Origin of the sequence: Bradyrhizobium sp. CER78, assembly GCF_029846235.1 — a bacterium.
Lineage (GTDB): Bacteria > Pseudomonadota > Alphaproteobacteria > Rhizobiales > Xanthobacteraceae > Bradyrhizobium.
Window position 1 is genome coordinate 19573 of sequence record NZ_JARVWP010000023.1, and the last position, 23206, is coordinate 42778.

20 protein-coding genes and 1 tRNA gene are annotated in these 23206 nt (G+C 64.5%); 11 read left to right on the forward strand and 10 right to left on the reverse strand.

Features of this window, described 5'->3' with window-relative positions; translation table 11 throughout:
• Nucleotides 1–31 precede the first annotated feature (31 nt).
• The 3 genes from QDT69_RS33080 to QDT69_RS33090 are packed head-to-tail and all read right to left on the reverse strand — an operon-like array spanning nucleotide 32 to nucleotide 3215.
• Entirely contained in the window at nucleotides 32–1060 is a 1029-nt protein-coding gene (locus tag QDT69_RS33080) for a class II aldolase/adducin family protein (protein WP_279710661.1), read from the reverse strand.
• A gap of 8 nt (nucleotides 1061–1068) precedes the next feature.
• A complete protein-coding gene (locus QDT69_RS33085) occupies nucleotides 1069–1938 on the reverse strand; it encodes a TIGR01459 family HAD-type hydrolase (RefSeq protein WP_279710662.1) in 870 nt (289 codons plus the stop codon).
• Nucleotides 1935–3215, reverse strand: coding sequence for an FGGY-family carbohydrate kinase (locus QDT69_RS33090; protein ID WP_279710663.1), 1281 nt, complete (start codon nucleotides 3213–3215; stop codon nucleotides 1935–1937). Before QDT69_RS33090 ends, QDT69_RS33085 begins: the two co-directional genes overlap by 4 nt.
• A 134-nt stretch (nucleotides 3216–3349) precedes the next feature.
• On the opposite strand from QDT69_RS33090, the gene QDT69_RS33095 reads away from it, so the two are divergent.
• The 10 genes from QDT69_RS33095 (at nucleotide 3350) to QDT69_RS33140 (ending at nucleotide 14872) form a co-directional block, all read left to right on the forward strand.
• Nucleotides 3350–4366 (forward strand): sugar-binding transcriptional regulator, encoded by a 1017-nt coding sequence (locus tag QDT69_RS33095; protein ID WP_279710664.1) that lies wholly within the window; start codon nucleotides 3350–3352, stop codon nucleotides 4364–4366.
• Nucleotides 4367–4394: 28 nt separating this feature from the next.
• On the forward strand, nucleotides 4395–5834 hold the full coding sequence (locus QDT69_RS33100; protein ID WP_279710665.1) for an extracellular solute-binding protein: 1440 nt from the start codon (nucleotides 4395–4397) through the stop codon (nucleotides 5832–5834).
• Nucleotides 5835–5953: 119 nt separating this feature from the next.
• A complete protein-coding gene (locus QDT69_RS33105; protein WP_279710742.1) occupies nucleotides 5954–6883 on the forward strand; it encodes a sugar ABC transporter permease in 930 nt (309 codons plus the stop codon).
• Between the two features lie 14 nt (nucleotides 6884–6897).
• A complete protein-coding gene (locus QDT69_RS33110) occupies nucleotides 6898–7755 on the forward strand; it encodes a carbohydrate ABC transporter permease (protein ID WP_074127298.1) in 858 nt (285 codons plus the stop codon).
• 4 nt (nucleotides 7756–7759) lie between these two features.
• On the forward strand, nucleotides 7760–8857 hold the full coding sequence (locus tag QDT69_RS33115) for an ABC transporter ATP-binding protein (RefSeq protein ID WP_279710666.1): 1098 nt from the start codon (nucleotides 7760–7762) through the stop codon (nucleotides 8855–8857).
• Nucleotides 8858–8875: 18 nt separating this feature from the next.
• On the forward strand, nucleotides 8876–9985 hold the full coding sequence (locus QDT69_RS33120) for an ABC transporter ATP-binding protein (protein WP_279710743.1): 1110 nt from the start codon (nucleotides 8876–8878) through the stop codon (nucleotides 9983–9985).
• A gap of 2 nt (nucleotides 9986–9987) precedes the next feature.
• Nucleotides 9988–11568: a carbohydrate kinase gene (locus QDT69_RS33125; RefSeq protein ID WP_279710667.1), complete on the forward strand. Its 1581-nt coding sequence runs from the start codon at nucleotides 9988–9990 to the stop codon at nucleotides 11566–11568.
• Entirely contained in the window at nucleotides 11561–12601 is a 1041-nt protein-coding gene (locus tag QDT69_RS33130; protein WP_279710668.1) for a 2-hydroxyacid dehydrogenase, read from the forward strand. Before QDT69_RS33125 ends, QDT69_RS33130 begins: the two co-directional genes overlap by 8 nt.
• A gap of 37 nt (nucleotides 12602–12638) precedes the next feature.
• Nucleotides 12639–13367: a class II aldolase/adducin family protein gene (locus tag QDT69_RS33135; RefSeq protein WP_279710669.1), complete on the forward strand. Its 729-nt coding sequence runs from the start codon at nucleotides 12639–12641 to the stop codon at nucleotides 13365–13367.
• Nucleotides 13364–14872: a glycerol-3-phosphate dehydrogenase gene (locus tag QDT69_RS33140; RefSeq protein ID WP_279710670.1), complete on the forward strand. Its 1509-nt coding sequence runs from the start codon at nucleotides 13364–13366 to the stop codon at nucleotides 14870–14872. The genes QDT69_RS33135 and QDT69_RS33140 overlap by 4 nt, the downstream gene beginning before the upstream one ends.
• A gap of 58 nt (nucleotides 14873–14930) precedes the next feature.
• Here QDT69_RS33140 and QDT69_RS33145 read toward each other — a convergent pair.
• Nucleotides 14931–15035 (reverse strand) — tRNA-OTHER (locus tag QDT69_RS33145).
• Between the two features lie 474 nt (nucleotides 15036–15509).
• Here QDT69_RS33145 and QDT69_RS33150 point away from each other — a divergent pair.
• A complete protein-coding gene (locus QDT69_RS33150) occupies nucleotides 15510–16316 on the forward strand; it encodes a cyclic nucleotide-binding domain-containing protein (RefSeq protein WP_347952179.1) in 807 nt (268 codons plus the stop codon).
• Nucleotides 16317–17019: 703 nt separating this feature from the next.
• On the opposite strand, the gene QDT69_RS33155 is transcribed toward QDT69_RS33150, so the two are convergent.
• The 6 genes from QDT69_RS33155 to QDT69_RS33180 form a co-directional block, all read right to left on the reverse strand.
• Complete coding sequence (locus QDT69_RS33155) at nucleotides 17020–17598, reverse strand: hypothetical protein (protein ID WP_279710672.1); 579 nt, start codon at nucleotides 17596–17598, stop codon at nucleotides 17020–17022.
• A 516-nt stretch (nucleotides 17599–18114) separates the two neighbouring features.
• A complete protein-coding gene (locus QDT69_RS33160; RefSeq protein WP_279710673.1) occupies nucleotides 18115–18525 on the reverse strand; it encodes a glyoxalase superfamily protein in 411 nt (136 codons plus the stop codon).
• A 250-nt stretch (nucleotides 18526–18775) separates the two neighbouring features.
• Nucleotides 18776–19000: a hypothetical protein gene (locus QDT69_RS33165; protein WP_279710674.1), complete on the reverse strand. Its 225-nt coding sequence runs from the start codon at nucleotides 18998–19000 to the stop codon at nucleotides 18776–18778.
• 39 nt (nucleotides 19001–19039) lie between these two features.
• A complete protein-coding gene (locus QDT69_RS33170) occupies nucleotides 19040–21355 on the reverse strand; it encodes a hypothetical protein (RefSeq protein ID WP_279710675.1) in 2316 nt (771 codons plus the stop codon).
• A complete protein-coding gene (locus QDT69_RS33175) occupies nucleotides 21352–22413 on the reverse strand; it encodes an ATP-binding protein (protein WP_279710676.1) in 1062 nt (353 codons plus the stop codon). The genes QDT69_RS33170 and QDT69_RS33175 overlap by 4 nt, the downstream gene beginning before the upstream one ends.
• Nucleotides 22414–22496: 83 nt before the next feature.
• On the reverse strand, nucleotides 22497–23204 hold the full coding sequence (locus QDT69_RS33180; RefSeq protein ID WP_279710677.1) for a hypothetical protein: 708 nt from the start codon (nucleotides 23202–23204) through the stop codon (nucleotides 22497–22499).
• Nucleotides 23205–23206: the final 2 nt, after the last annotated feature.

Below are 23206 nucleotides of genomic sequence, written 5' to 3' on the forward strand. Positions count from 1 at the left end.
CGCGTGGGCGTCGAGATCGAGACTTGGCGGATCAGCGATCGGCAGTCAGTTGCCGGCGATAGCGCTCGGCGTCCCAGTTCAGCAACGCGTGCTCGTTCTCTGCCGTCAGATAGTTGACCCGTGCGGTCAGGGGCAGGCGGCAGGTGACCAGCGCGAGACAGCTCAGCATGGCTTCGGCGCCGTCGCTCGCGTCCTCGCGGATCAGGCTGCCGACATCCGGAATGAGAAGCGCAACCGGCGGCGGCAGGCCGTTCGCGATGATCTGCGCGGTCATGACGTTCAGGCTCTCGTGATGCTCCAGGACCGGCAGGCCCGGACCAAGGAAGACGACGTGATCGGGATACAGCGAGCCGCTGGTCGCGATCGCGCGGCTGTAGCGGTCGGTGGCAATGTCGTGGCTGCTCGGATCCCGCGGCAGGCGATAGGTCGTGCCGATGCTGATCGTCCGGAGCGCGTGATGATCCGCAGCCGGCGCGCGACGCTGCTCCAGCGCGAGGCGTTGCTCGACCTCGGCGACCAGCGCCTCGGCCGCGTCGCAGGTGGCAGCGCCGACGACGAGGCCGTGATTGCCGAGGATCAGGACGTCGACCGCATCTTGCGCGATCGCCTCACTGACCGCGCGCGCCAGCGGCAGCCCCGGGTGGTGATAGTCGAGGTAATGCCAGGCCAGTCCGTCCAATCGCCGGGCAAATTCGTCGCGGGCGTCGGTGCGCACCGCCCAGGCAATGGTGTTGACGGAATGGACGTGCAGCACGATCCGGTGCGGCATCAGCGCATGCAGCGAGGTCTCGATCGAGGCACGCAGCGTCGTTCCGGCATTCGGCGCGAGCGGCACGCGCTCGTCGCCTTGCGTCAGCGCCGCGCGCGCGGCCGACAATATGACCGGCACGAAAATGTCCTTGTCCTCGGCATCGGCGAGCCAGGTGCCTGACGCCTTGACCCACAGCACGTCGCCGTCCTTGACCGACGAATTGCCGCCGGCGCCCTGCACCAGCAGGATATTCCGGCCGACGCGTGCCGACATCCGGCGCAATTCGTTCAGCGTTTGAGGCGGTCGCATCTCGGCTCTCACCAGGTCAGATGGTCCATGGTCCAATGCGGCATCCGCGCCGCTGCGCCGGCCGCGGTCTTGATCGCCTGCGGCAGATCGCGCGCCTGTGCAAGCGTCGCGCGGTGGGCGCCGGAGCCGATCAACAGGGTCAGCATGCCGGCGCTGCGTCCACCGGCAATATCGTGATCGAGGGAGTCGCCGATGACGAGGATTCGTTCCGGCGGTGGATGTCCCAGCTGATCGCGCGCGGCGGCAAACATCGGCGGATACGGTTTGCCGACGAACAGCGCGGTGCCGCCGAGCGATTGGTAGAATGAGGCGAGCGCGCCGGGCGCGGGGATCAGGCCCGCGGCGCCGAACATCACGAGGTCCGGATTGGCACACAGCATCGGGAGCCGCCGTGACGCCGCGGCCGTCAGCTGCGCACGCCAGCGCTCGGGGGCGGCCGCGTCATCGTCGAGCCCGCCGAGCAGGATGAAATCAGCTTCGCGGATGTCCGAAACCATCACAAGGTCGGTGCCGTCGACGATCGAGCGGTCACCGTCGCGCGAGATCAGGAAGCAGGCGCGGCCGAGCTCTGCGAAGGGCGCCTGCTCGCGTGCATGCAGGCCGCGCCAGGTGACCTCGCCCGAGGACAGCACGCCGTCATACGCCTCGGGCGGCAGGCCGAGCGCGGCAAGGCGCCGCTGGTTGCTGGCGGCGCGCTTGCCGGAATTGGAGAGGATCAGGATCCGCTTGCCGGCCTCGCGCAACCGCGCCACGCAGTCCAGCGCCGCAGGGAATACCGCCAATCCTTCGTGCAGCGTGCCCCACTGGTCGAGCAGCACATGATCGAAGCGGTCGGCGATGAGGTGAAGGCCGGCGATCGCAGTCGCATCGGCCTTCATGGCGGACCTCCGTTCAGCGCGAGCAGTGCGGCGCCGTAGCTTGCTTCGGTCTGTGCGGCGACCGAGACGGGGACACCGAGCACGCGATGCCGAATCCTGGTCCATGCGTCGTTCCTGGCGCCGCCGCCGATCCCGATGACGCGGCGCAGGCGCGGTGCGCCGAGCCGCGCCAGCTGCCGGTAGGCGAGGGCTTCGACCGACGCGATGCCTTCGAGCAGGCCCTGGAAGAAGCGGCAGTCTTCCGCCGGGCGCGGCGTGATCCGTGCGGCCAGCGCGGGATCCGCGATCGGGAAGCGCTCGCCGGGTTTTGGCAGCGGATAATAGTCGAGCCCGGTCGGTGCATCCGGCACCACCTGCGGTGTCAGCCGCTCCATCTCGTCGGCGGTGAAATGCAGCAGCAGCGCGGCGCCGCCGGAGTTCGAGGCGCCGCCGGCGAGCCAGCGCTCGCCGAGCCGGTGCGAATAGACGCCCTGGTCGGCTGCGAAGATCGGTTGGGTCGCGAGCTGCTTCACCACCAGCGTGGTGCCGAGCGAGGTGACGGCGTCGCCCGGCTGGTCGGCCCGCGTCGCGATGAAGGCCGCGACGCCATCGGTGGTGCCGGCCGCGACGTGGGCTGTGGCGGGCAGCCCGAGCGCGCGCGCGATCTGCGGATCCATCTCCGAAAATGGCGTTCCCGGCACCAGCACTTCGGGAAGCAGATCGTCGCGCACGCCGAGCGCTTCAAGCCAGGACGGCCAGGCGCGCGCGACCGGGTCGTAGCCGAGCTTCAGGGCGTTGTTCTCGTCGCTGATGCCATGATGGTTCGCGAGCCGCCCCGCGATCCAGTCCGCCTGGTGCACCGCGTGGCGCGCATCGCCGACATAGCCGTCGTTCTGCAGATAGAGCAGCTTGGCAAGCGCGCTGCTCGCGCCATGTGCACCGCTTTCAAGCGGTGCGACCGCCGCCACGCGCGCGGCCTCATGGGTGGCGCGCGCGTCGTTGTACATCAGCCCCGGCGAGCAGGGGCGGCCGGCCGCATCAACCAGCAGCAGCGTGCCTGATGTTCCGTCGACGACGATGCGCGTGACATCGCCAAGAGGAACAGTCTCGCCGAGCTCGCGGATCGCGGCCTCCGCCGCCTGCCACCACAGCTCCGGGTTCTGATCGATCGCGTTGCCGTCGACGCGCGGCGCAGGAAGCGCGATCGAAGCGAAGCCGCGAATGCCGGCCTGTGGATCGATCGCACAGGCGCGGACGCCGCCGGTTCCGACATCGATCCCGAGATACAAACCTCCCATCCGACTTCACCGCTCTCTCGTGCCCGCGCTTCGACGTTGGTTGCGCTGCAGCACGTTTAGGGGATTGACGCCCCGTTCGGCCTCTGCAATTTTTTGCAGGGCGTGAAGAATTTTGCAAGCGGACTTTTCCGGACATGGCCACACCGCCCGACAGGCTGCCGACGATCGACGGCGAGGCGTCGCTCGCGACTCGCGCGGCGTGGCTGTATTTCGCGGCGGGACTGACCCAGTCGGAGGTCGCCGACCGCCTCAACATCCAGAGCACCAAGGCGCACCGCCTGATCGCGCGCGCCAGCCGCGAGGGCATGATCCGCGTCTTCGTCGAGGGGCCGGTCGCCGAATGCGTCGCGCTGGAGAACGATCTCACGCAGCGCTTCGGCCTTTCGTTCTGCCGCGTCGCGCCCGACCTCGGCGAGAGCGATCTGCCGTTCAAGGCGCTGGCGCTGGAAGGCGCGAGCTTCCTGCGCCAGATCCTGGAGCGCGGCGACGACAAGGTGATCGGCGTCGGCCATGGCCGCACGCTCGCCGCCGTGGTCGAGCAGATGCCGCAGACGCCGGCGCGCGACGCGCAATTCGTGTCGTTGCTCGGCGGACTGACGCGGAAATTTGCCGCCAATCCGTTCGACGTGATTCATCGCCTCGCCGAGCGCACCGGTGCGGAAGCCTATCTGCTGCCGGTGCCGGTGTTCGCCAATTCGGTCGCCGATCGCGCCGTGCTGATGCAGCAATTCGGCATCGCCGACGTGTTCGCGCTGGCGCGCAAGGCCTCGTTGCTGTTCGTCGGCATCGGCCAGGTCAGCCATGACGGCTTTCTGGTGGCGAGCGGCATGATCAAGCCGGACGAGGTCGCCGAGCTGAAGCGCGTCGGCGCCTGCGCCGACCTGCTCGGACATTTCTTCAGCGCCGACGGAAAGGTGCTGGACACCGATCTCTCGGCCCGCGCTACCTCCATGAGCATGGCCGATCTCAGGAAGCACCGCATCGTCGCCATCGCCGGCGGTCCGGCCAAGGTAACCGCACTGCGCGGGGTGCTGCGCAGCGGCGTGCTGCACGGCCTCATCATCGACGAAGCGACGGCAAAGGCGCTCGCCACCGACAAGCCGGAGACCACATCCGGCAAGACAAGAAGCAAGACCCGGAAGGACAAATAAAACAAGCGTCAACAAGGAGAGGAAATACATGTTCGATCGCGAGAAGAATCTGTTCGACTCCTACGCTGCCAAACGCATCAGCCGCCGCGATCTCCTCGACGGCGCCGCCAAGCTCGGCATCGCGGGCCTTGCCGCCAACGCCGCCTTCGCCTCCTCGATGTCGAAGGCGATGGCCGCGGACTTCAACTGGAAGGCCCAGAGCGGCAAGAGCGTCAAGCTGCTGCTCAACAAGCACCCTTACGTCGACGCGATGATCGGCGACATCGAGGCGTTCAAGTCGCTGACCGGCATGAACGTCACCTACGACATCTTCCCGGAGGACGTCTATTTCGACAAGGTGACGGCGGCGCTGTCGTCGAAGTCGGACCAGTACGATGCCTTCATGACCGGCGCCTACATGACCTGGACCTATGGTCCGGCAGGCTGGATCGAAGACCTCAGCACCTACATCAAGGATCCGGCCAAGACCAATCCGGCCTTCGCCTGGGACGACGTGCTACCGGGGCTACGCGCCTCCACGGCGTGGGACGGCGTCGCCGGCTCCGAGCTCGGCTCGGGCAAGGCCAAGCAGTGGTGCATCCCCTGGGGCTATGAGCTCAACAACATCACCTACAACCGTAACGTCTTCGACAAGGTCGGCGTCAAGCCGCCCAAGAACCTCGACGAGATGCTGGAGGTCGCGGCCAAGATCACCAAGGACGCCGGCGGCCCCTACGGCGTCGGCGTACGCGGCTCGCGCTCCTGGGCGACCATCCATCCGGGCTTCCTGTCGGCCTATTCGAATTTCGGCCAGAAGGACTTCGTGATGGAGGGCGGCAAGCTGAAGGCCGCGATGAACACCAAGGCCTCCAAGGAATTCCACGACAAATGGGTCAAGATGATCCAGACCTCGGGCCCGAAGAACTGGTCGACCTACACCTGGTATCAGGTCGGCACCGATCTCGGCGCCGGCGCGTCGGGCATGATCTTCGACGCCGACATCCTCGGCTACTTCATGAACGGCGGCGACAACAAGGAGAAGGGTCATCTCGGCTACGCGCCGTTCGCCGCCAATCCGGCCGCCAAGGCGCCGACCCCGAACGTCTGGATCTGGTCGCTCGCGATGTCGACCTTCTCCAAGCAGAAGGACGCCGCCTGGCTGTTCATGCAGTGGGCGGCCTCCGTCGAGCACGATCTGTTCGGCGCGCGCAAGATGGACTTCGTCAACCCAGTGCGCACCTCGGTGTGGAAGGACAGCGAGTTCCGCGACCGCATCGCGAAATCCTATCCCGGCTATCTCGATCAGCACGACATGTCGTCGCCAGGCGCCAAGATCTACTTCACGGCGCAGCCGCTGTTCTTCGACCTGACGACCGAATGGGCCGCCTCGCTGCAGAAGATGGTGGCGAAGGAAGTCAGCGTCGACGAAGGGCTCGACAAGCTCGCCGACAGCATCAACCGCCAGCTCAAGCAGGCCGGTCTCGGCTGACGGGTCAACTGTGCGGTGCTTGATCCCCCGCACCGCACCCATCCGCCGGCTCGGAGCCTTGTCCCATTCCGAGCCGGCGGCATTTTGCCAGCGGAACGCGATCTCTTATCATCATGAGCATGGTCCAACTTCTCCAGACGAACGCGCAGGCAGCGCCGGCCAAACCAAGGCCGCGCGTGCGCCTCTTGCCCTATCTGCTGAGCCTGCCGGCGCTGCTCGTCTGCGTGGCGATCCTGGTTCCGTTCGTGACCGCGGCAGTCTATTCGCTGCAGCGCTACCGGCTGAACCTGCCTTACCTGCGCGGCTTCATCGGTGCCGGTAACTACATCGACTTCCTGTCCGATCCGGCGTTCTGGAATACGCTCCGGATCTCGATCACCTATACCGCGGTGACGGTCGTGCTCGAGCTGCTGCTCGGCCTCGGCATCGCGCTGCTGCTGCGCCGGCGGACCCGCTTCCACAATGCGGTGTCGATCATGCTGCTGCTGCCGCTGATGACCGCGCCTGCGATTGCCGCGCTGATGTGGAAGCTGATGACCAATCCGAGCTTCGGCATCCTGTCCTATCTGATCGGCCTGTTCGGCGTCACCGATTTCAAATGGGCCTCCGATCCGTCGAGCGCGCTGTTCACGGTGGTGCTGGTCGACGTCTGGGTCTACACGCCCTTCATCATGATCCTGCTGCTGGCGGGTTTGCGCTCGCTGCCGCGGCAGCCGTTCGAGGCCGCCGCGCTCGACGGCGTGCCGGCAAGCTTCGTGTTCTTCCGCATCACGCTGCCGATGCTCGCGCCTTACATCATCACGGCGTCGCTGTTCCGCCTGCTGGATTCGATCCAGCAGTTCGACATCATCTACGCGATGACGCAGGGCGGGCCGGGCGACCGGCTGATGGTGTTCCAGGTGCAGGCCTATCTGGAATTCTTCCAGTACACCAATGTCGGCCGGTCGGCGGCGCTTTTGATGATCCTCTGGCTGATCACCAACATCCTGTCGAACATCTTCATCAAGAACTGGCTGCGGTTGCGCGCGCGTGCGCACGGCCACGCGTGACGGGGAGGAGCGCGATGGAACATTCCAGTCTTGCCGGTCGCATCTTCCGCGGCGTGGCGCTTACGCTGATCCTGATCTTCTTCATGTTTCCGATCGTCTGGATCTTCCTGATGTCGTTCCAGACCAACGAACAGATCTTGCGGATTCCGCCGCGGATTCTGTTCGAGCCGACGTTTGCGAATTACGAGGCGCTGATCTCCGGCCAGCTGCGCACCGCGGCCGGCAATCTGCAGATCTCCTTCATGCGCAACCTGTTCAACAGCGTCGTGCTGTCGAGCGCGGCGGTGCTGCTGGCGCTGCTGCTCGGCGTGCCGGCCGCCTATGCCTTCGCGCGTTTCAAATTCCGCCTCGGCGAGAGCATTGCCTTCACGCTGCTGTCGTTCCGCTTTGCGCCGCCGCTGCTCGTGCTGCTGCCGCTGTCGTTGTATTATCAGGAGCTCGGGCTCAACGACACGTACTTTGGCATCGTCTGGGTCTATCAGCTGATCGCGCTGCCGTTGATCCTGTGGATCGTGCGCGGTTACTTCGAGGATATCAGCCCCGATATCGAGCATGCCTACCGGCTCGCCGGGCATTCCTGGCGCGAGGCCTTCACCCGGATCGCGGTGCCGCTGGCAGGGCCAGGGATCGCCGCGGCGGGGTTGCTGTCGTTCATCTTCTGCTGGAACAATTTCGTCTTCGCGCTGATTTTGGCGTCCGCCGACAAGCAGCCGGTGACGGTCGGCGCGCTCGCCTTCGTCACCGCATCGGGAATCCAGTACGGCCAGATCGCTGCGGCGATCGTGCTGTCGGTGACGCCGACCCTGTTGCTCGCGCTCTATGCGCAGCGCTATCTGGTCGAGGGTCTTTCGCTCGGCGCGGTGAAGGGCTGATCCGATGGCGCGTCTCGAAATCAATGCGGTGAGCAAGGCATTCGGTGCGGCGCGGCCCGCTGACGGATTGTCGCTCGCGGTCGAGCCCGGCGAGATCGTCGCCGTGTTCGGACCATCCGGCAGCGGCAAGACCGTATTGTTGCGCATGATCGCGGGCATGTTCGAGCCCGACGACGGTGACATCCTGATCGGCCGCCGCTCGGTCGTCGGGGCTCCGCCCGAGCGGCGCGGGATCGGCATGGCGTTCCAGAATTTTGCCCTGTTCCCGCACATGACCGCCCGCGACAATATCGCAAGCGGCCTGCGTGCCAGCGGCAACGAGGTTGCCAGCCGCGTTGCTGCGATCAGCAAGCTGCTCAAGATCGAGCATGTGCTCGGTCACGCACCGCGCGAATTGTCGAACGGGCAGAAGCAGCGGACCGCTCTGGCCCGGGCGCTGATCGGCAATCCGGACGTGCTGCTGCTCGATGATCCCCTGCGCAACGTCGACGCCAAGCTGCGCTACGAGATGCGGCTCGAGCTGCCGAACCTGTTGCGGCGCGGAACGGCCGCCGTGCTCTATGTGACCCAGGACTATCGCGAGGCGATGGCGATCGCCGACCGCATCGCGGTCTTGATCGACGGCCGGCTCGCGCAGGTCGCGACACCAGCCGATATCTATGCCCAGCCCGCGTCGGTTGCGATCGCGCGGCTGTTCGGCGATCCGACCATCAACCTCGCCGAGGTATCTCCCGTCGCGGAGCATGGTGTGCTGTCGGCTGACGTCGCCGGCGCCAGGATGCGGCTCGGTGCGGCCGATGGCGCAGCGCCTGCCGGAGCGTGTTGGCTTGGCGTCCGGCCCGAGGATCTCGCGGTCTCATCCGCGTCCAGCGACGGCGCCATCGCGGCGCGCATCCTCGCGATCACGCCGATGCATGAGAAGGCGGTGCTGCTGCTCCGTCTCGCCGATGGAACGGAGTGGCTGGCGGCGCTGCCGCCGGATGCACCGCAAGGTGCGGCCGACGACAGTGTTTTCGTCCGGTTCACGCCCGATGCCGCGATGCTGTTCGATCGCGCGACCGGGCTACGGATAGGGGCCTCGCCCCGGCTCAAGGCGGCATAGGAGCGGATGGTCATGGACATGCTCGAGCTTCGAGGCATCGACAAGGTCTACCGCAGCCGCGGCAAGGCGCCGGTGCACGCTGTGCGCGCGCTCGACATGGCGGTCGAGAAGGGCGAGATCGTTGCGCTGCTGGGATCGTCGGGCTGCGGCAAGACCTCGACCTTGCGCATGATCGCGGGGTTCGAGGACGTCTCGGCCGGATCGATCGCGCTGGGCGGGCGGCGGATCCACGAGCTGCCACCGGCGCGGCGCAAGGTCGCGATGGCCTTCGAGGGCTACTCGCTTTATCCGCCGCTCACGGTCCGCGAGAACATCGCGTTCGCGCTGAAATCCGCCCAATTGCCACGAGCTGAAGTGACGCGCCGCGTCGACGAGATTGCCCGCCTGGTCGAGATCGAGGACATCCTCGACAGCTATCCGCGCGCGATCTCCGGCGGGCAGCAGCAGCGCGTGTCGCTGGCGCGGGCGCTGGTGCGCGACGCCGATCTCTATCTGCTCGATGAGCCGATGGGGCAGCTCGAGCCGCAGCTGCGCGCGGTGCTACGCGGCCGCATCAAGAGCCTGCTCGCCGAACGCGGCATGACCGCGATCTTCGTCACCCACGACCAGACCGAAGCCAGCGCGCTGGCCGATCGCATCGCGGTGATGGAAGGCGGCGTGCTGCAGCAATTCGCCAGCGAGAAGGAGTTGAAGGGCCGGCCCGCCAACCTGTTCGTCGCGAGTTTCATCGGCGAGCCGCCGATGAACTTGCTCGACGCCGGCGTGACGCAGTCGGATGGCGGCTTCCGCCTGTCGGTCGGAACCGACATGGCTTTCGACATCAACGGTGCCGGACTCGATAGCGAGGCGGCGAAGGCGCTTGCCGGCGCGCCGCAAGTGCGGATCGGCATTCGTCCGCAGAAGATCGTGGTCGGGACCGGTGACGTCAGGGTCAAGGTCGTTTCCAACCAGTGGCTCGGCGATCAGTCGCATGTCGCCGGCGATTGCGGCGGCCGCATGCTGATCGCTGTGACCTCAGGCCGCGTCGCCGCGCGGCCGGGCGATATTGTGCCGTTCGCGCTGGAGCCGCGTCACCTGCACATCTTTGGCAGTGACGGAACCTGCATCCGCCATGCGGAGGTGTCCTGACCATGGCCGCTTCCGCAAGCCGCGACGTCATCATCGGCATCGACGCCGGCACCTCGCTGATCAAGGCGGTGGCGTTCACGCTGGCCGGCGAGCAGCTTGCCGATGTCTCGCGGCCGAATGCGTATAGCAGCCTGGCCGGCGGCCATGTCGAGCAGGACATGGCACGGACCTGGACCGATACGGTCGCGGTCATTCGCGCGCTGGCGAAGTCGGTGCCCGATCTGTCCGCACGGATCGCGGCGATCGCGGTGACCGGGCAGGGCGACGGCACTTGGCTGATCGATGACGACGGCCGGCCGGTTGCGCCGGCGCTGCTGTGGCTCGACTCCCGCGCCGGCCGGCTGGTCGAGGAGATCCGCTCCAGTGAGCGCAACGCGGCGCTCTACCGCCGCACCGGCTCCGGGCTCAACGCCTGCCAGCAGGGGCCGCAGCTGGCCTGGCTGCAGGCGCATAGGCCCGAGACGATCGCCCAGGCGACAACGGCCTTCCATTGCAAGGACTGGCTCTATTTCCTGCTCACCGGCCAGCGCGCAACCGATCCGTCGGAAGTCACGTTCTCCTGCGGCGATTTCCGTAAGCGCGGTTTCGATGCGGAGACCGCCCGGTTGATCGGTATCGACGACGTGGCGCGCCTGTTCCCGCCGGTCGTTGACGGCGCGGTCATGACGCATCCGCTCACCGCGGCGGCGGCTATCGAGACCGGCCTGCCGGAGGGCGTGCCGGTCTGCCTTGGCTATGTCGACGTGATCTGCAACGCGCTCGGTGCCGGGCTGTATGACCCGTCGCCGGATGTAGGCTGCACCATCATCGGCTCGACCGGCATGCACATGCGGCTGGTGTCGAGCGCAGACGCGGTGACGCTGAACCGGGAGGCAACCGGCTACACCATGCCGTTCCCGGTGCCGGGTTACTATGCCCAGATGCAGTCCAACATGGCGGCGACGCTGAACATCGACTGGATGCTCGATCTCGCCTGCGACTTGCTGGCGGCGGAAGGCGTGGCGCGCACCCGCGCCGAGCTGATCCGCCGGCTCGACGACCAGGTGCTGCGGGCCAAGCCCGGCGAGGTGCTGTTCCATCCGTTCATCTCCGATGCCGGCGAGCGCGGGCCGTTCGTCGCGCATGAGGCCAGCGCGCAGTTCTTCGGCCTGCGCTCTCGCCACCGCTATGGCGATCTGATGCGCGGCGTGATGGAGGGCCTGGCCTTCGCCGCGCGGGATTGCTACGCCGCGATGGGCGCGCTGCCGCGCGATGTCCGGATCACCGGCGGCGCGGCGAAGAGCCGTGCGCTCGGTGCCATCCTCGGGGCCGCACTGGACTGCGAGGTGCGGATCTGCAGCCGCGCCGAGGCCGGCGCGGCAGGTGCGGCGATGATCGCCGCGGTCGCGATCGATGCCCATTCCGACATGCGCGCCTGCGCAGAACAGTGGGTCACGCCGCATCTGAGCGCGCCGCAATCGCCTGACGCCGCGCTGGCGAAGCGCTACGCCAGCATCTTCCCGACCTATCTCGATGCAAGGCTGGCGTCGCGGCCGGTCTGGAAACAACTCGCCGCGCTGCGCGCCGGAGGCGACCATGTCTAACTCCATCGCCATCATCGGCGATCGCTTCATGCTGCCGTCGATGTTCGCCGACCATATCCGCGCGGCCTGCGGCAATGGCGTCGATATCCGCACCCTCGAGCAGCCCTGGCCGGACGAGCCGATGGAGCACGGCTATGCCGGCTCGAAGCTCGACGGCCTGAAGGAATTCATGGGGCAGCCGGACGAGATCATCGACTTCATCGGCGATGCGGAACTGCTGGTCACCCATCTGGCGCCGATCTCGCGGTCGATGCTGGAGCGGCTGCCGAAGCTGAAATTCATCGCGGTGTCGCGCGGCGGCCCTGTCAATATCGACATGCAGGCGGCGCGCGACCACAACGTACTGGTGGTCAACACGCCCGGCCGCAATGCGAGCGCGGTCGCGGAGTTCGCCATCGGCGCCATTCTTGCCGAGACGCGCCTGATCCGCAGCGGCCATGAAGCGCTGCGCGGCGGGGAGTGGCGCGGCGATCTCTACCGCGCCGACCGCACCGGGCGCGAGCTCGGCGAGATGACGGTCGGCATTGTCGGCTATGGCGCGATCGGCAGCCGTGTCGTCAAGCTGCTGAAGGCCTTCGGCTGCAGGATCCTGGTCGCCGATCCCTATGTCCAGCTCAGCGCCCAGGACCGCAATGATGGCGTCGAGCATGTCGCGCTCGGCGAACTGCTCGGCCGTGCCGACGTCATCACGCTGCATGCGCGGGTGACGCCGGAGACCACCCGCTTCATCGGGCGCGACGCGCTGGCGCGGATCAAGCAGGGCGCGTTCCTGATCAATACCGCGCGCGGCCCGCTGGTCGATTACGAAGCGCTGCACGATGCGCTGGCGTCGGGGCATCTCGGCGGCGCGATGCTCGATACTTTCGCGGTCGAGCCCGTCCCCGCGGACTGGCCGCTGCTACAACTCCCCAACGTCACGCTGACGCCGCACATCGCCGGCGCCTCCGTGCGTACCGTCACCGTGGCCGCCGAGCAGGCGGCCGAAGAGGTTCGCCGCTTCCTGGCCGGCGAGCCGCCACGCAATCCGTGCTGAAGAAGAGCAAGCCGTGCTGAAGAGAAAGGCAGTCCGAATGACCCGTGAGGAACGACAATTGCGCGAGGCAATCATCGCCAAGTGCCGATGGATGAATGCGTCGGGTCTCAACCAGGGGACATCAGGCAACATCTCCGCCCGCTACAAGGACCGAATGCTGATCACGCCGTCGGCGACGCCCTATGATTCGATGAAGCCGGAGATGATCGCGTCGATGCCGCTCGAGGGCGACTACGGCACGTGGGATGGGCCGCTGCAGCCGTCCACCGAATGGCGCTTCCATCTCGACATCACGCGCGCCCGGCCCGATGTCGGCGCCATCGTCCATACCCACTCGACCTATGCGACCGTGCTCGCGATCGCGCGCAAGCCGATCCCGGCCTGCCATTACATGATGGCGGCGTTCGGCGGCACCGACATCCGTTGCGCCGGCTACGCGCGCTACGGCACCAAGGAATTGTCCGACCACGCGATCGCGGCGCTGGAGGGCCGCAATGGCTGCCTGCTCGCCAACCACGGCATGATCGCGCTCGGCGCCAATCTCGACAAGGCGATGTGGCTCGCGGTCGAGCTCGAGACCATCGCGCGGCAATACTACCTCTCGCTCGCGCTCGATTCGCGGATCATCCTGTCCGACGAGGAGATCGCCGACACCGCGAAGGGGTTCTCGACCTATGGCCTGCAGGCGCCGAACCCGAGCAAGGCACGCGCGACGGCAAAGGCGGCGCCGCGTCGCGCCGAGAAACGGCGTAGCAGCAAACGATGACGGGCACTGCGCCGGTCGAAGGCAGGGATCACGGGCTGGTCGATATCGCGGTCATCGGTGGCGGCATCAACGGTGCCGGCATCGCTCGCGACGCGGCAGGCCGCGGGTTGAAGGTCCTGCTCTGCGAGAAGGATGATTTCGCCGAGGGCACCTCGTCGCGTTCGGGCAAGTTGATCCATGGCGGGCTGCGTTATCTCGAATATTACGAGTTCCGCCTGGTGCGCGAGGCGCTGATCGAGCGCGAAGTCTTGCTTGCGTCCGCGCCGCACATCATCTGGCCGATGCGCTTCGTGCTGCCGCATTCGCCGGAGCAGCGGCCGGCCTGGCTGGTCCGCACCGGACTGTTGCTCTACGACCATCTCGGCGGCCGCAAGCAGCTGCCGGCGAGCCGCAGCCTGGATCTGTCGCAGGCTCCGGAGGGCGCGCCGCTGCGTCAGGAGTTCCGGCGAGGTTTTGAATATTCGGATTGCTGGGTCGATGACAGCAGGCTGGTGATCCTCAACCTGATCAATGCCGCGCAGAATGGCGCCCGCATCCTGCCGCGCACGCGGGCGGTGCGTGCGCGCCGCGACGGCGAGACCTGGCTGCTCGAGATGCAGAGCGATGACGGCACGGCGCCGCTCGTGCGGTCGCGCGCGCTGGTCAACGCCGCCGGGCCGTGGGTGCAGGATGTCATCCAGGACGTGGCGGGACTGAACTCCGCCCAGAGCGTGCGGCTGGTCAAGGGCAGCCACATCGTGGTGCCGAAGTTCTGGGACGGGCCGCAGGCCTATCTGCTGCAAAATACCGATCGCCGCGTGATTTTCGTCAACCCCTATGAGGACGATCTCGCGCTGATAGGCACGACAGACATTCCCTATCAGGGCCGCGCCGAGGACGTCGCGATCGCTGAGGACGAGACCGACTATCTGCTGCAGGTGCTGCGACGCTATTTCAAAACGCCGCCGCAGCCGAGCGAGATCGTGCACGCCTTCTCCGGCGTTCGGCCGCTCTACGACGACAATGCCGACAACCCGTCAGCCGTGACGCGCGACTATGTGTTCGAGGTTCACGGCGCGGAGGGCGCGCCGCCGCTGCTCTCGATCTTCGGTGGCAAGATCACGACCTATCGCCGGCTCGCCGAGCAGGCCATGCAGCGCCTCGCGCCGTGGTTTCCAAAACTGTCGCCGGCCTGGACCGCGGACCGGCCGCTGCCGGGCGGCGATATCGGCGGCAGCTTTGACGATTTCTCGGGCGCGCTGGCGAGCGACTATCCCGATCTGCCGGGAACGCTCATCCGTCACTATGCCCGTCTGTACGGCACACGTGCGCGCGAGCTGCTCGGTTCGGCGCGCAGCTCGGTGGATCTCGGCCGTCATTTCGGCGGCGACTTCTATGAACGCGAAGCGGAATATCTCCGCGAGAAGGAGTGGGCCAAGAAGCCTGCCGACTTCCTGGATCGGCGCACCAAGCACGGCCTGCATCTGACGCCGGTGGAGCGGCTGGCGTTTGAGAGCTACACCTAGATCGCCATCCGCATCGAGCTACGGCGGCTGACCTCCGTTGATCGAGCCGGCCGATCCATGGTGGGCCGGCAGGACTCGAACCTGCAACCAGACCGTTATGAGCGGCTGTTAGCCTGACGTGGGATAGGACAGGTCTCCTGCTCCGTCGTCCGCTCTCGGCTCCGCGAGGACGATTGAAGGTGAGATACGACCTGCCCGACGTGAAGGGGCCAAAGGCACTTTTACGCGCGAAGTGCACCTCAACTCGTTCACCGCCACCTGTAACTCATTGAAATTACAGAAAAATGAAACCTTTCTCCGAACGCTCCATAAACCCACAAGTCGCGTCGTCCTGCGCCGAATTATAGGGCTTCCGCTCGGCCGGGAGATTTCGAGCGCGTCGACTGACGACATTTTTGGAGCTTCAATCATTTCCCACCGCGGCTGTCGTCTGCTCGACACATGTGGCGGCGCCGTCCTCGCACCGGTGATGCATGCGATGATTCCGGTAGCGCTTGAAGGAGGCTCGATGATCGCGGTATCTCCGTTCACTCCATCGCGCGCTCGCCGAGTCTTTCGTTCGACTTGACGGGCGCAATGGTTTCATCCGGAATAGCCGCTGCCGGTATTGGCTTACACAACACTTTGGCGAAACCAAATGATGATCAGCGCAGACGTGTCCAGCATACTGGATCGCATTCTCGATGCGGCAACCGACAACCTCAGGTTCGCGAAGATTCTGATTCAGATCGGTCTCGATCCAAATGACGTGACCTGGAACGCCATCTTCAGCCGCCTGCTGGAAATCTTTCTGCACAACATCACCCTGGCAAACATGTTCGCTCTGGTCGGCGCGACCTTCTTTGTCGCCACCCTTCTGACGCAGACCATGGTCCCGCTCCGAGTCGCTAACATGATCGGTTGCGTATTCTTTGCCATCTTCGGTGCGCTCACTGGAGCCATTACAACGTTTCTTCTTTATCTCTTGATGGTTCCTATAAACGCCTACCGGCTGCATCAAATGCTCGCTCTGGTGAAGAAGGCCCGCACGGCAACGCAGGGCGACATGTCGATGGAGTGGCTCAAGCCGTTCATGACCCAGCGTAAGTATCGCAAGGGCGAAATCCTGATGAAGAAAGGTGACGCGGCCAACGAGATGCTGCTGACGGTTACCGGCAAATTCCGAGTCATTGAAATCAACGTCGATGTTCCGCCGGGCCGCCTGATGGGCGAACTCGGCTTCCTCACGCCTGACAACCGCCGGACCGCGACCATCGAATGTATCGAGGACGGGCACGTTCTAACCATCACTTATGAAAAGCTGCTCGAGATCTACTTCCAGAACCCGCAGTTCGGCTATTATTTCCTTGTCTTGACGAGCCAGCGCCTCCTGGAAAATCTCGCGCGGGCCGAAGCCATCATCGCGCAGAACAAGATCGCGGTGCAGACCGCCTCCGCGAGCTGACGGCGGAGTAGCACGAGGAGTGGCGAGCGGCAGGCGTTCCGCGCGGTCAGGTCAAAAGCCGTCTATGGCGGCCAAACCGGGTGGCGGATATTCCAGCTACTGTCGCATCGACTCATCCTGCGAGTTGGTCCGACGCCCTCGCGAACTTGCCCACGAACGAAGAGCACATGTATCTGGTGCGGTCGTCGCGCGACGGGCAGCGAGGACCCAGCACGACACGTGTGGAGCCACTTTGAGAACGACTCGGCTATCCCTTTGATTCTCCACGATCCCGCATTTTGAAAACGACTCGATTTTGATTTTAAGAACGACTCGATTTGGCGGATTTTCGTTTTGAGAACGACTCGATCTCGTAAGCTGCTGAGGACGCTCTGTTATTTGCACTATTTCTTTCGCAGAGGATCGGAAATGCAGCTTTTCGTAAACTGAAGTGTGTTCCGCCAGCGATGCTGATTCAGGTTTGCGGCAAGATCCGGCTCTCGCTCGCTGATGCGGTCGACATCAAGGTCAGGCCGCAGAGCATCGGCCAAGTGCACCGCAGATGGGCGTGCTTGGGGGCCGCACGCCGAACTACGTAGTGGGGCACGCCAGGTTTTCGGATCCTGCGCCACTCACGTACCAAGCGCGCGTCAGGTCGTGCTTTTGATTTAGGGCCGGGGCGGAGGGAGCCTAAGTCGTGTCAGGTCGCTTCGTGCCATTTCTCCTAGCGCGCCCGGCTGACCATCAGCAAGATGCCGCCGACTTGCGGCAGCAGCGCCAACAGCACCAAACGTAGCATGGCGAAATCGTCGGCGGTTGGCTTGATTGTTCCGGCGCTGAGCCAAGCCACGATCTTGATGGCCGCATCGGTTTGGGGGTCGGCAGCTTGCTCGACCGAACTCAAAGCGGCATCGAGCGCGCGGCGGCGGTCGGACACGGTTTGCTCGCGCTCGCGACAGAAGCGACCAACCCCGCTCAGGCACTCTCGGTCGCGTGACGTTACGGCGTCACGTAACGCGTCTTGCGCGGTTGTGACAGCGGGCGTGACGCGTGACGCGCGGGCGAGCGTAACGTCGGCGATGTTGAGGGAGGCAAACCCGATGCTGGCGGTCACGGCGAACGCAAAAGTCATCGACCATATCAACCAGGCGGCCATAGCGGTCACCCGCTGGCGTGCTTTCCAAAGTTGTGCGGCAGTTGAGGGACCAGCGAGGGCAACGAGATCAGCCGCAACGCCGATGGCGAGAAATAGCCATCCGGCGAGATCGGTCGAACCCAGCGATCTGGCAAACCAACCATTCATCGTGACGCCAACGCCGCCGAGACCGAGTGCGGCGGCGGCCAAACCATGCGAGCTAATCGACCGCCGGACCGTTACGTGATGGTGTGGTTCCGTGATAGGTGTAGCTTTGGTCGTGACTGATAACGCGGCAGCGGAGGTGACGGGCGTGACATTGGCCGTGACCGGTAACGTGGCAGCGGACGTAAGGGGCGTGACGTTGGCTGTGACCGGTAACGCGGCGGAGGGCGTCACGGGCGTGACGCTCGCCGTGATTGGTAACGGGGCAGCGGACGTGATAGGTGTGACTCTGGCTGTGACTGGTAACGCGATGGCGGGAGTGATGGACAGATCGTTGGGTTGGCCTTCCGCGGAAGCATCGGACGGGAGAGCAGCCGGCGTAATCTGGCGCCGTTGCCGCTTGCGCTCCCGATAAGCGCGCTGCCGTTCGGCCGCCGTTTTGGGGCGGCGGGCTTGAGGCAAGGGGATTGATGCGGTGCTATCTTGAATCATTGGAGGCCGCCGTGATCGGTTTGATGGTCAGGCAATCAAGTGCCCAGCTCGATCATCCTCGGAGTTGTCCAAATGACCTCGCTCCGTGGAGTTGTCGTCGAAAGTCAGCCCCGCGGTTGCTTGTTTGACCCAGGAACCCGTCGGGTTCGCGCGATCCAGAAGCTCGCGCGCAACCGCGCTGAGCCCCGCCTCCTCCAGCACATTCATCTGGAACTCGTCACGTGCGGCGAACTCTTCTTCCGAGAGGTCTTCGTCGAGGGGGCTGAGCGGCTCGTCGCCATCCAGGCGACGGTAGTCCTGCCAGTCTTTGTAACCGCACAGACGGACTGCAAGATCGAGACAGGCGAAATGCTTGAGCTCGACCCCGCATCCGCACAGCACTTTTCGGAGGCGCTTTGCCGCACGCTTCATCCGCTCTTCTGACATCACGATGATCATTGTGCGCTCCTGTTACATGCCGACGTTAGGAAAGCGCCGCGAGGCGCTGGTGTAAGATTGTCGCCAATTTTCGATCGCTTGGCCGAGCTCCATGCCTCTCGGAAGGCGCGTTCCCCGGAGAAACGTAGCGAGATCGCGAAGAACCGGCTCGGTCAGCGCCTTCATTCGAATCGTTGGAGCGTAGATGACTGAAATGCGATGTCCTTCCGCCCAGCTACGAAGCGCTTTGCAGCTAAGGTCGAAGCCGTGATCAATCCAGATCTCTCGTGGGTCCCAATCGCATCATCAGCTTCGTCAGTTCGATGGTGATGTTTCCGGCAATTGGGTCTTGCACAATCGTGCTCAGCACACGGCGCGTCTGGACGTCCATCACCATCAGCACAGGAGGACGGTGCCCCAAATCAAGCCGCGTAAGATCAATTGCCCAGGCCTGATTGCCTGCAGGATACGGTTTCGTAAGTTGGTTTGTCTTCATCTTGGATTCCTCGTTGGTTGGAAGGCTTGGCTATTTCGGTCATGTCGGCCGCCGCCGACCGCCAAGCCTGATGTCGAAGCGCTCGAGCGCGTTCCAGACGGCAGAGCTGCTCGTCTTCACGCCGCGCTTATCTAGGGCGTCATGGACCTCTGCGAGCTTGATCGACGGCTGCTCGGCGACCAGTTGGCGCAGGAAACCCTCCTCCGCGTCGAGCTTCGAAATCGTCCCGAACTTTCGGGCCGCGACGACGCCGGTCTCGCGCCAGACCTCGAACCAGCGCTTCGCCTTCCGGTAGGGCAAACCCATTATCTTTGCCGTGGCCTTCGGACCGGCGCCGTTGGCGACCGCAGCGATAAACCTGGTCCGGGCGCCGTCGGCTTCTTCGGCGAGTGAGGCCTTCATGCATGCAATCTTGTCGATGAGCGCAATCAGCAGGGGATCGACGACGCTGCGCGGGTAGCCGAAGTCGCGATTTTCTTGCAGCGAAATGCTAGGGGCTACATGCTCGGAGCGCAGCCAGGAAACGACGCGCCTGGGGTGCATGTCGGCGCGTCGGGCGATCTCGGGCACGAAGATGTACTTTGCGACGAGGGCTTGTACGTCACTCGCGAGGTAGTGCGTATAGCCCGGCCCGAGCTGAGGCAGCAGATCGGGTCGAGCGTTAGCCAAGCGCGAGAAGAAGGCCACGTTGACCTGGAGAAGTTCCGCAGCGGTTGATTGGGCGAGCCAATGAGGGAGTTTCAGGCCGAGAAGCCCGTCCTGAAGGTGCTTGGAGACGCCGGCCACGAATGAATCGATGTCCGAGACGGCCAGGCTGAAGCGGATATTCCTACGCTGCGCGCCGGTGTCGTGGACGACCGCGTCGCCGGCGATGATTGCGCTGATGACGGCGGCCCAGTGCGTCTCACCCGTGCCGATCGAGCGGACCGCTACCATGATCGAATAGCATTTTCCGGGCTTGGGTCGGGCGGCCGACCAGATCTTGTGCATCAGTTGGTCGACCGACGAGCGGCGATAGCCGTCGTTGGCCGGAACGAGACCTTGAACGGGGCCCTCCAGACGCTGGATGAGGCCGTAGTCGGCGAGGCTCGGTAACACTGAGAGAGGAAGTCCAAGGACTCCGGCCGCCTCGTTTTCGCCGATTGCGTCCTTCATCTGAGCGAGCAGCGGTCGTACGTCTCGTATTGTCATGCGCACGGGTGACTGGGCGTCGTCCGCGCGGACAACCGGAACGAGGCCGCTCTCAGCGAGGCGCTGAAGGATCGATCTGCGGACACCGAATGTCTTTGACAGAGTTTGAATTGTCATTGTCGATTCGGCCGCGTCCTTGCCTCGGCGAAGCGCGTATTTCTCGCTCGTGGCTTCTAAATTTCCGTCAACGAGGCCTCGGAGAAGATCTCGGATGTTCGGATCGACGTGCTTGTCGTAGGTGATGTAGGCGAGCGGTCCGAGCTCCTTACGGCGTCCGTAATGGATGGGGCGCTTGTCCATATCGGCGCGGTATCGGTCGCATAGATCCGCGAATCCGGCTGCGCCACCGATGATGGCGCGTCCGGCCAGGGCGAGCAGCTCCGGATTCAGCTGTTCGAACTGCTCCCTGCGCTTGCTACGCCCCTGCGCTGAGCCCTTTTTGGTCGGATCCGCCGTGAGGCCGGATGCGAGCGCGACAGCCGTCTCGAACAGGTCTCCGTTGGAGAAGTTGCGCCAGGCCTCCGGCAGCAGTCGGCGGGTGGCCTCCTTCATAGCCGGATCCGGACTGACGAGGCCGACCACGAAACCGTAGGCCTCCTCGTCCTCGGCGGGCGAGACCGGCTGCGAACAGTCGCGCAGGTCGAAGTCGCATTTGTCGCAGAGGGTCGGTACGTCGGCGCGCAACCAGCCGAGCCGGCGCTTGCACGCCGGGCAGCTGCTGAGGAGCTTCTCGTTGGTTTGGAAATCGTACCCGAGGGGACGAAGTTCCCAAATAGCACGGTGATACTGCGCGATCTCAAGGGCCATCGGCGACACCCGCCGATATTTGGTTTCGCGAAAGTGAAGCCGGATCTGGGTGCCGAAAAAGTCGATGCTTTCGGAACCGGAGTGCGAAATCTCGCCGACCCGGTATGTGCGCGAGACGATGTCCAGAGGCGTGCATCCGATCAGGGTAGCAATACGTGCGATCTCGTCCGGATCCGTCAGCGTCGTCGCGAGCGATACCGCGTTTGGCTTGATGGCGTCAGCGACCTTCAGCATGGTCGCGACATTTCTGACGGCCGTGACCGACAGTGCCCGACCGAAATAGCCGCGCAGGCTCTCGTCGATGTATGGCGCTCCGACGGTCGCGATGAACTTCCGAGGAGGAGTGGCGAGTGTCATGCTGGCTCCGGGATCTTGCCATTGGACTTTTTCTTGGCCGCGGCCTCCGCCTTGAGTCGGACCAGCGTTTCCTTTTTCGGGCCGTTCGCGAACGGATTGAACAAGGGGCGCTCTTGGGTGGCGTTGAAGGAGCGGAACGCTGACTCGAAATCCGACCATTCGATCGAGGTACGGCCGCTGCGCAGGGTGCGCTCAAGCGCCATGCGAAGTACCCGGCAAGCGATACCCGGAACGCCTCCGCACATGTCGTAGATCTTGGCGCGATCTTCTAGGGTGGCGACCCAGCCGAGTGGTTGGTCAACGACGTGGGCCTCCATCATTTCGTCCTCGATGCGCTGGAGGAAGCGAAAGAAGTAACGTCTGTGAGACGCTATCTTGATGTCGAATGGGAGCAATGTCGCGTCCTCATCCGCAACATTGCGGTTCTTGAGTTCCTGTGAGCGGAAGAGGCCGAGCATCTCGTCGGTGCCGACCAGGACAACGGAGAAGATTCCCTCGTTCACCATGGTCTTGAGGAGCATCGCCATGTTCTTGCCGGTCTTGCCACCATCGTAGCGGAGCATCTCGTGAGCCTCGTCGATGACAAGGAGAAGCGTGTGCTTCGTCCTCGCCGCGTGATAAAGACCACGCGCTACGACCTGGGCGTCGATCGGGCCGGCTCCTGGTATGACGTCCTTGGCGGCATCACCGTAGTGCTCGAGGACAACGCTGAGGAATGCGCGCGTGTTCTTGACGCCACGCATATTCACGAAGAGCACCGGGATGTCTTCGGCGGGGAAGCCCTCGTCTGCGTTGACCTCGTCGATGACCTTGCCGATCGACCAGCTTTTCATCGCTCCGCTGGGGCCGACGATCGGGAGAACCCAAAGCTCTCTGTTCTTAAAGGGTCTCCCCTTTGCTGCCGCGCGGCGAGCTTCGTTCGTGGCAACGACGCCGCTGGTGTCGGCGAGTAGCCAAAGCACCTTCTCACGAATCTTGCCGAGACGCGGGTGTTCGATGAGGATCCCATCGAAGAGGCGCATGCGGTCGATCAGGTTTGGGATGGTAGCGTTCTTCATTTCGTGACTCCTGTCAGTTGCGTGGGGCGTGGTGGTGAAGACGTCGTTGTCGCTTGCGCGCTCCCGCGCTTCGCACGCTTGACCTAGACGATCGTGGACTTGGCTCGGCCCGCGCATTGTGCAAATTGGCCTGCTTCCGAAGCGCCGTTGTTTTGCGAGGCCGAGAGTCCGTTGCTGGTGACGTGGGCATCGTCGTCGGACGTATGGCTCTGAGAATCGAGGCAGCGTCTAAGGCCTCGCCGCGCTTGCCGGAACTCGCGGGCGGGCGGTAGGATCGCGAGACTCTCCCAGTGCTGGCGGAGCCGCTCATAGGCTTCCAATCGATCCTTCTCGCTGAAGAACGGAAGATTGTGAGTGCTTGCGAGGTCGCGGGCGGCCGCATGTTGCGCGATCGGCAGCTTCTGCAGCGTGTCTGCGGCTCCGACAGTGACCCAGTCAGGCCCGGGGCGGCGGGCGGGGTTCCAAACACTGATGTTCGACGCGTCGGATGGATCCCACTTGATCTTCGCCTTCGCAATCGGTGGAAAGGGGCGCCGCACGTAGTGACGGGTCCCTTGAGAACGACGAATGGCGTTCAGCAGCATCTCGCTGACGCCGGCGCTGTAGTACTGGATTCCCTTGAAGTAAATGCCCGAGCATGTAAGCGTCACGACAGCGGAGCGGCAATAATCGCAGTTCAGGTTGAGCTCGTTGGAGGGCGGCTGCTCGGCGCCGCCGGTTGCCGCGTCGGTCATGTAACTGCGAACAAGGTGCCGCAGTCGTTCGACGAAATTGCCAAAGAGTTTGCACATGT

Excerpts from the sequence above, each read along its gene's own strand:
- QDT69_RS33080 (WP_279710661.1), bottom strand. The coding sequence starts at position 1,060 with ATGCGACCGCCTCAAACGCTGAACGAATTGCGCCGGATGTCGGCACGC.
- QDT69_RS33085 (WP_279710662.1), bottom strand. The coding sequence starts at position 1,938 with ATGAAGGCCGATGCGACTGCGATCGCCGGCCTTCACCTCATCGCCGAC.
- QDT69_RS33090 (WP_279710663.1), bottom strand. The coding sequence starts at position 3,215 with ATGGGAGGTTTGTATCTCGGGATCGATGTCGGAACCGGCGGCGTCCGC.
- QDT69_RS33095 (WP_279710664.1), top strand. The coding sequence starts at position 3,350 with ATGGCCACACCGCCCGACAGGCTGCCGACGATCGACGGCGAGGCGTCG.
- QDT69_RS33100 (WP_279710665.1), top strand. The coding sequence starts at position 4,395 with ATGTTCGATCGCGAGAAGAATCTGTTCGACTCCTACGCTGCCAAACGC.
- QDT69_RS33105 (WP_279710742.1), top strand. The coding sequence starts at position 5,954 with ATGGTCCAACTTCTCCAGACGAACGCGCAGGCAGCGCCGGCCAAACCA.
- QDT69_RS33110 (WP_074127298.1), top strand. The coding sequence starts at position 6,898 with ATGGAACATTCCAGTCTTGCCGGTCGCATCTTCCGCGGCGTGGCGCTT.
- QDT69_RS33115 (WP_279710666.1), top strand. The coding sequence starts at position 7,760 with ATGGCGCGTCTCGAAATCAATGCGGTGAGCAAGGCATTCGGTGCGGCG.
- QDT69_RS33120 (WP_279710743.1), top strand. The coding sequence starts at position 8,876 with ATGCTCGAGCTTCGAGGCATCGACAAGGTCTACCGCAGCCGCGGCAAG.
- QDT69_RS33125 (WP_279710667.1), top strand. The coding sequence starts at position 9,988 with ATGGCCGCTTCCGCAAGCCGCGACGTCATCATCGGCATCGACGCCGGC.
- QDT69_RS33130 (WP_279710668.1), top strand. The coding sequence starts at position 11,561 with ATGTCTAACTCCATCGCCATCATCGGCGATCGCTTCATGCTGCCGTCG.
- QDT69_RS33135 (WP_279710669.1), top strand. The coding sequence starts at position 12,639 with ATGACCCGTGAGGAACGACAATTGCGCGAGGCAATCATCGCCAAGTGC.
- QDT69_RS33140 (WP_279710670.1), top strand. The coding sequence starts at position 13,364 with ATGACGGGCACTGCGCCGGTCGAAGGCAGGGATCACGGGCTGGTCGAT.
- QDT69_RS33150 (WP_347952179.1), top strand. The coding sequence starts at position 15,510 with ATGATGATCAGCGCAGACGTGTCCAGCATACTGGATCGCATTCTCGAT.
- QDT69_RS33155 (WP_279710672.1), bottom strand. The coding sequence starts at position 17,598 with ATGAATGGTTGGTTTGCCAGATCGCTGGGTTCGACCGATCTCGCCGGA.
- QDT69_RS33160 (WP_279710673.1), bottom strand. The coding sequence starts at position 18,525 with ATGATCATCGTGATGTCAGAAGAGCGGATGAAGCGTGCGGCAAAGCGC.
- QDT69_RS33165 (WP_279710674.1), bottom strand. The coding sequence starts at position 19,000 with ATGAAGACAAACCAACTTACGAAACCGTATCCTGCAGGCAATCAGGCC.
- QDT69_RS33170 (WP_279710675.1), bottom strand. The coding sequence starts at position 21,355 with ATGACACTCGCCACTCCTCCTCGGAAGTTCATCGCGACCGTCGGAGCG.
- QDT69_RS33175 (WP_279710676.1), bottom strand. The coding sequence starts at position 22,413 with ATGAAGAACGCTACCATCCCAAACCTGATCGACCGCATGCGCCTCTTC.
- QDT69_RS33180 (WP_279710677.1), bottom strand. The coding sequence starts at position 23,204 with ATGTGCAAACTCTTTGGCAATTTCGTCGAACGACTGCGGCACCTTGTT.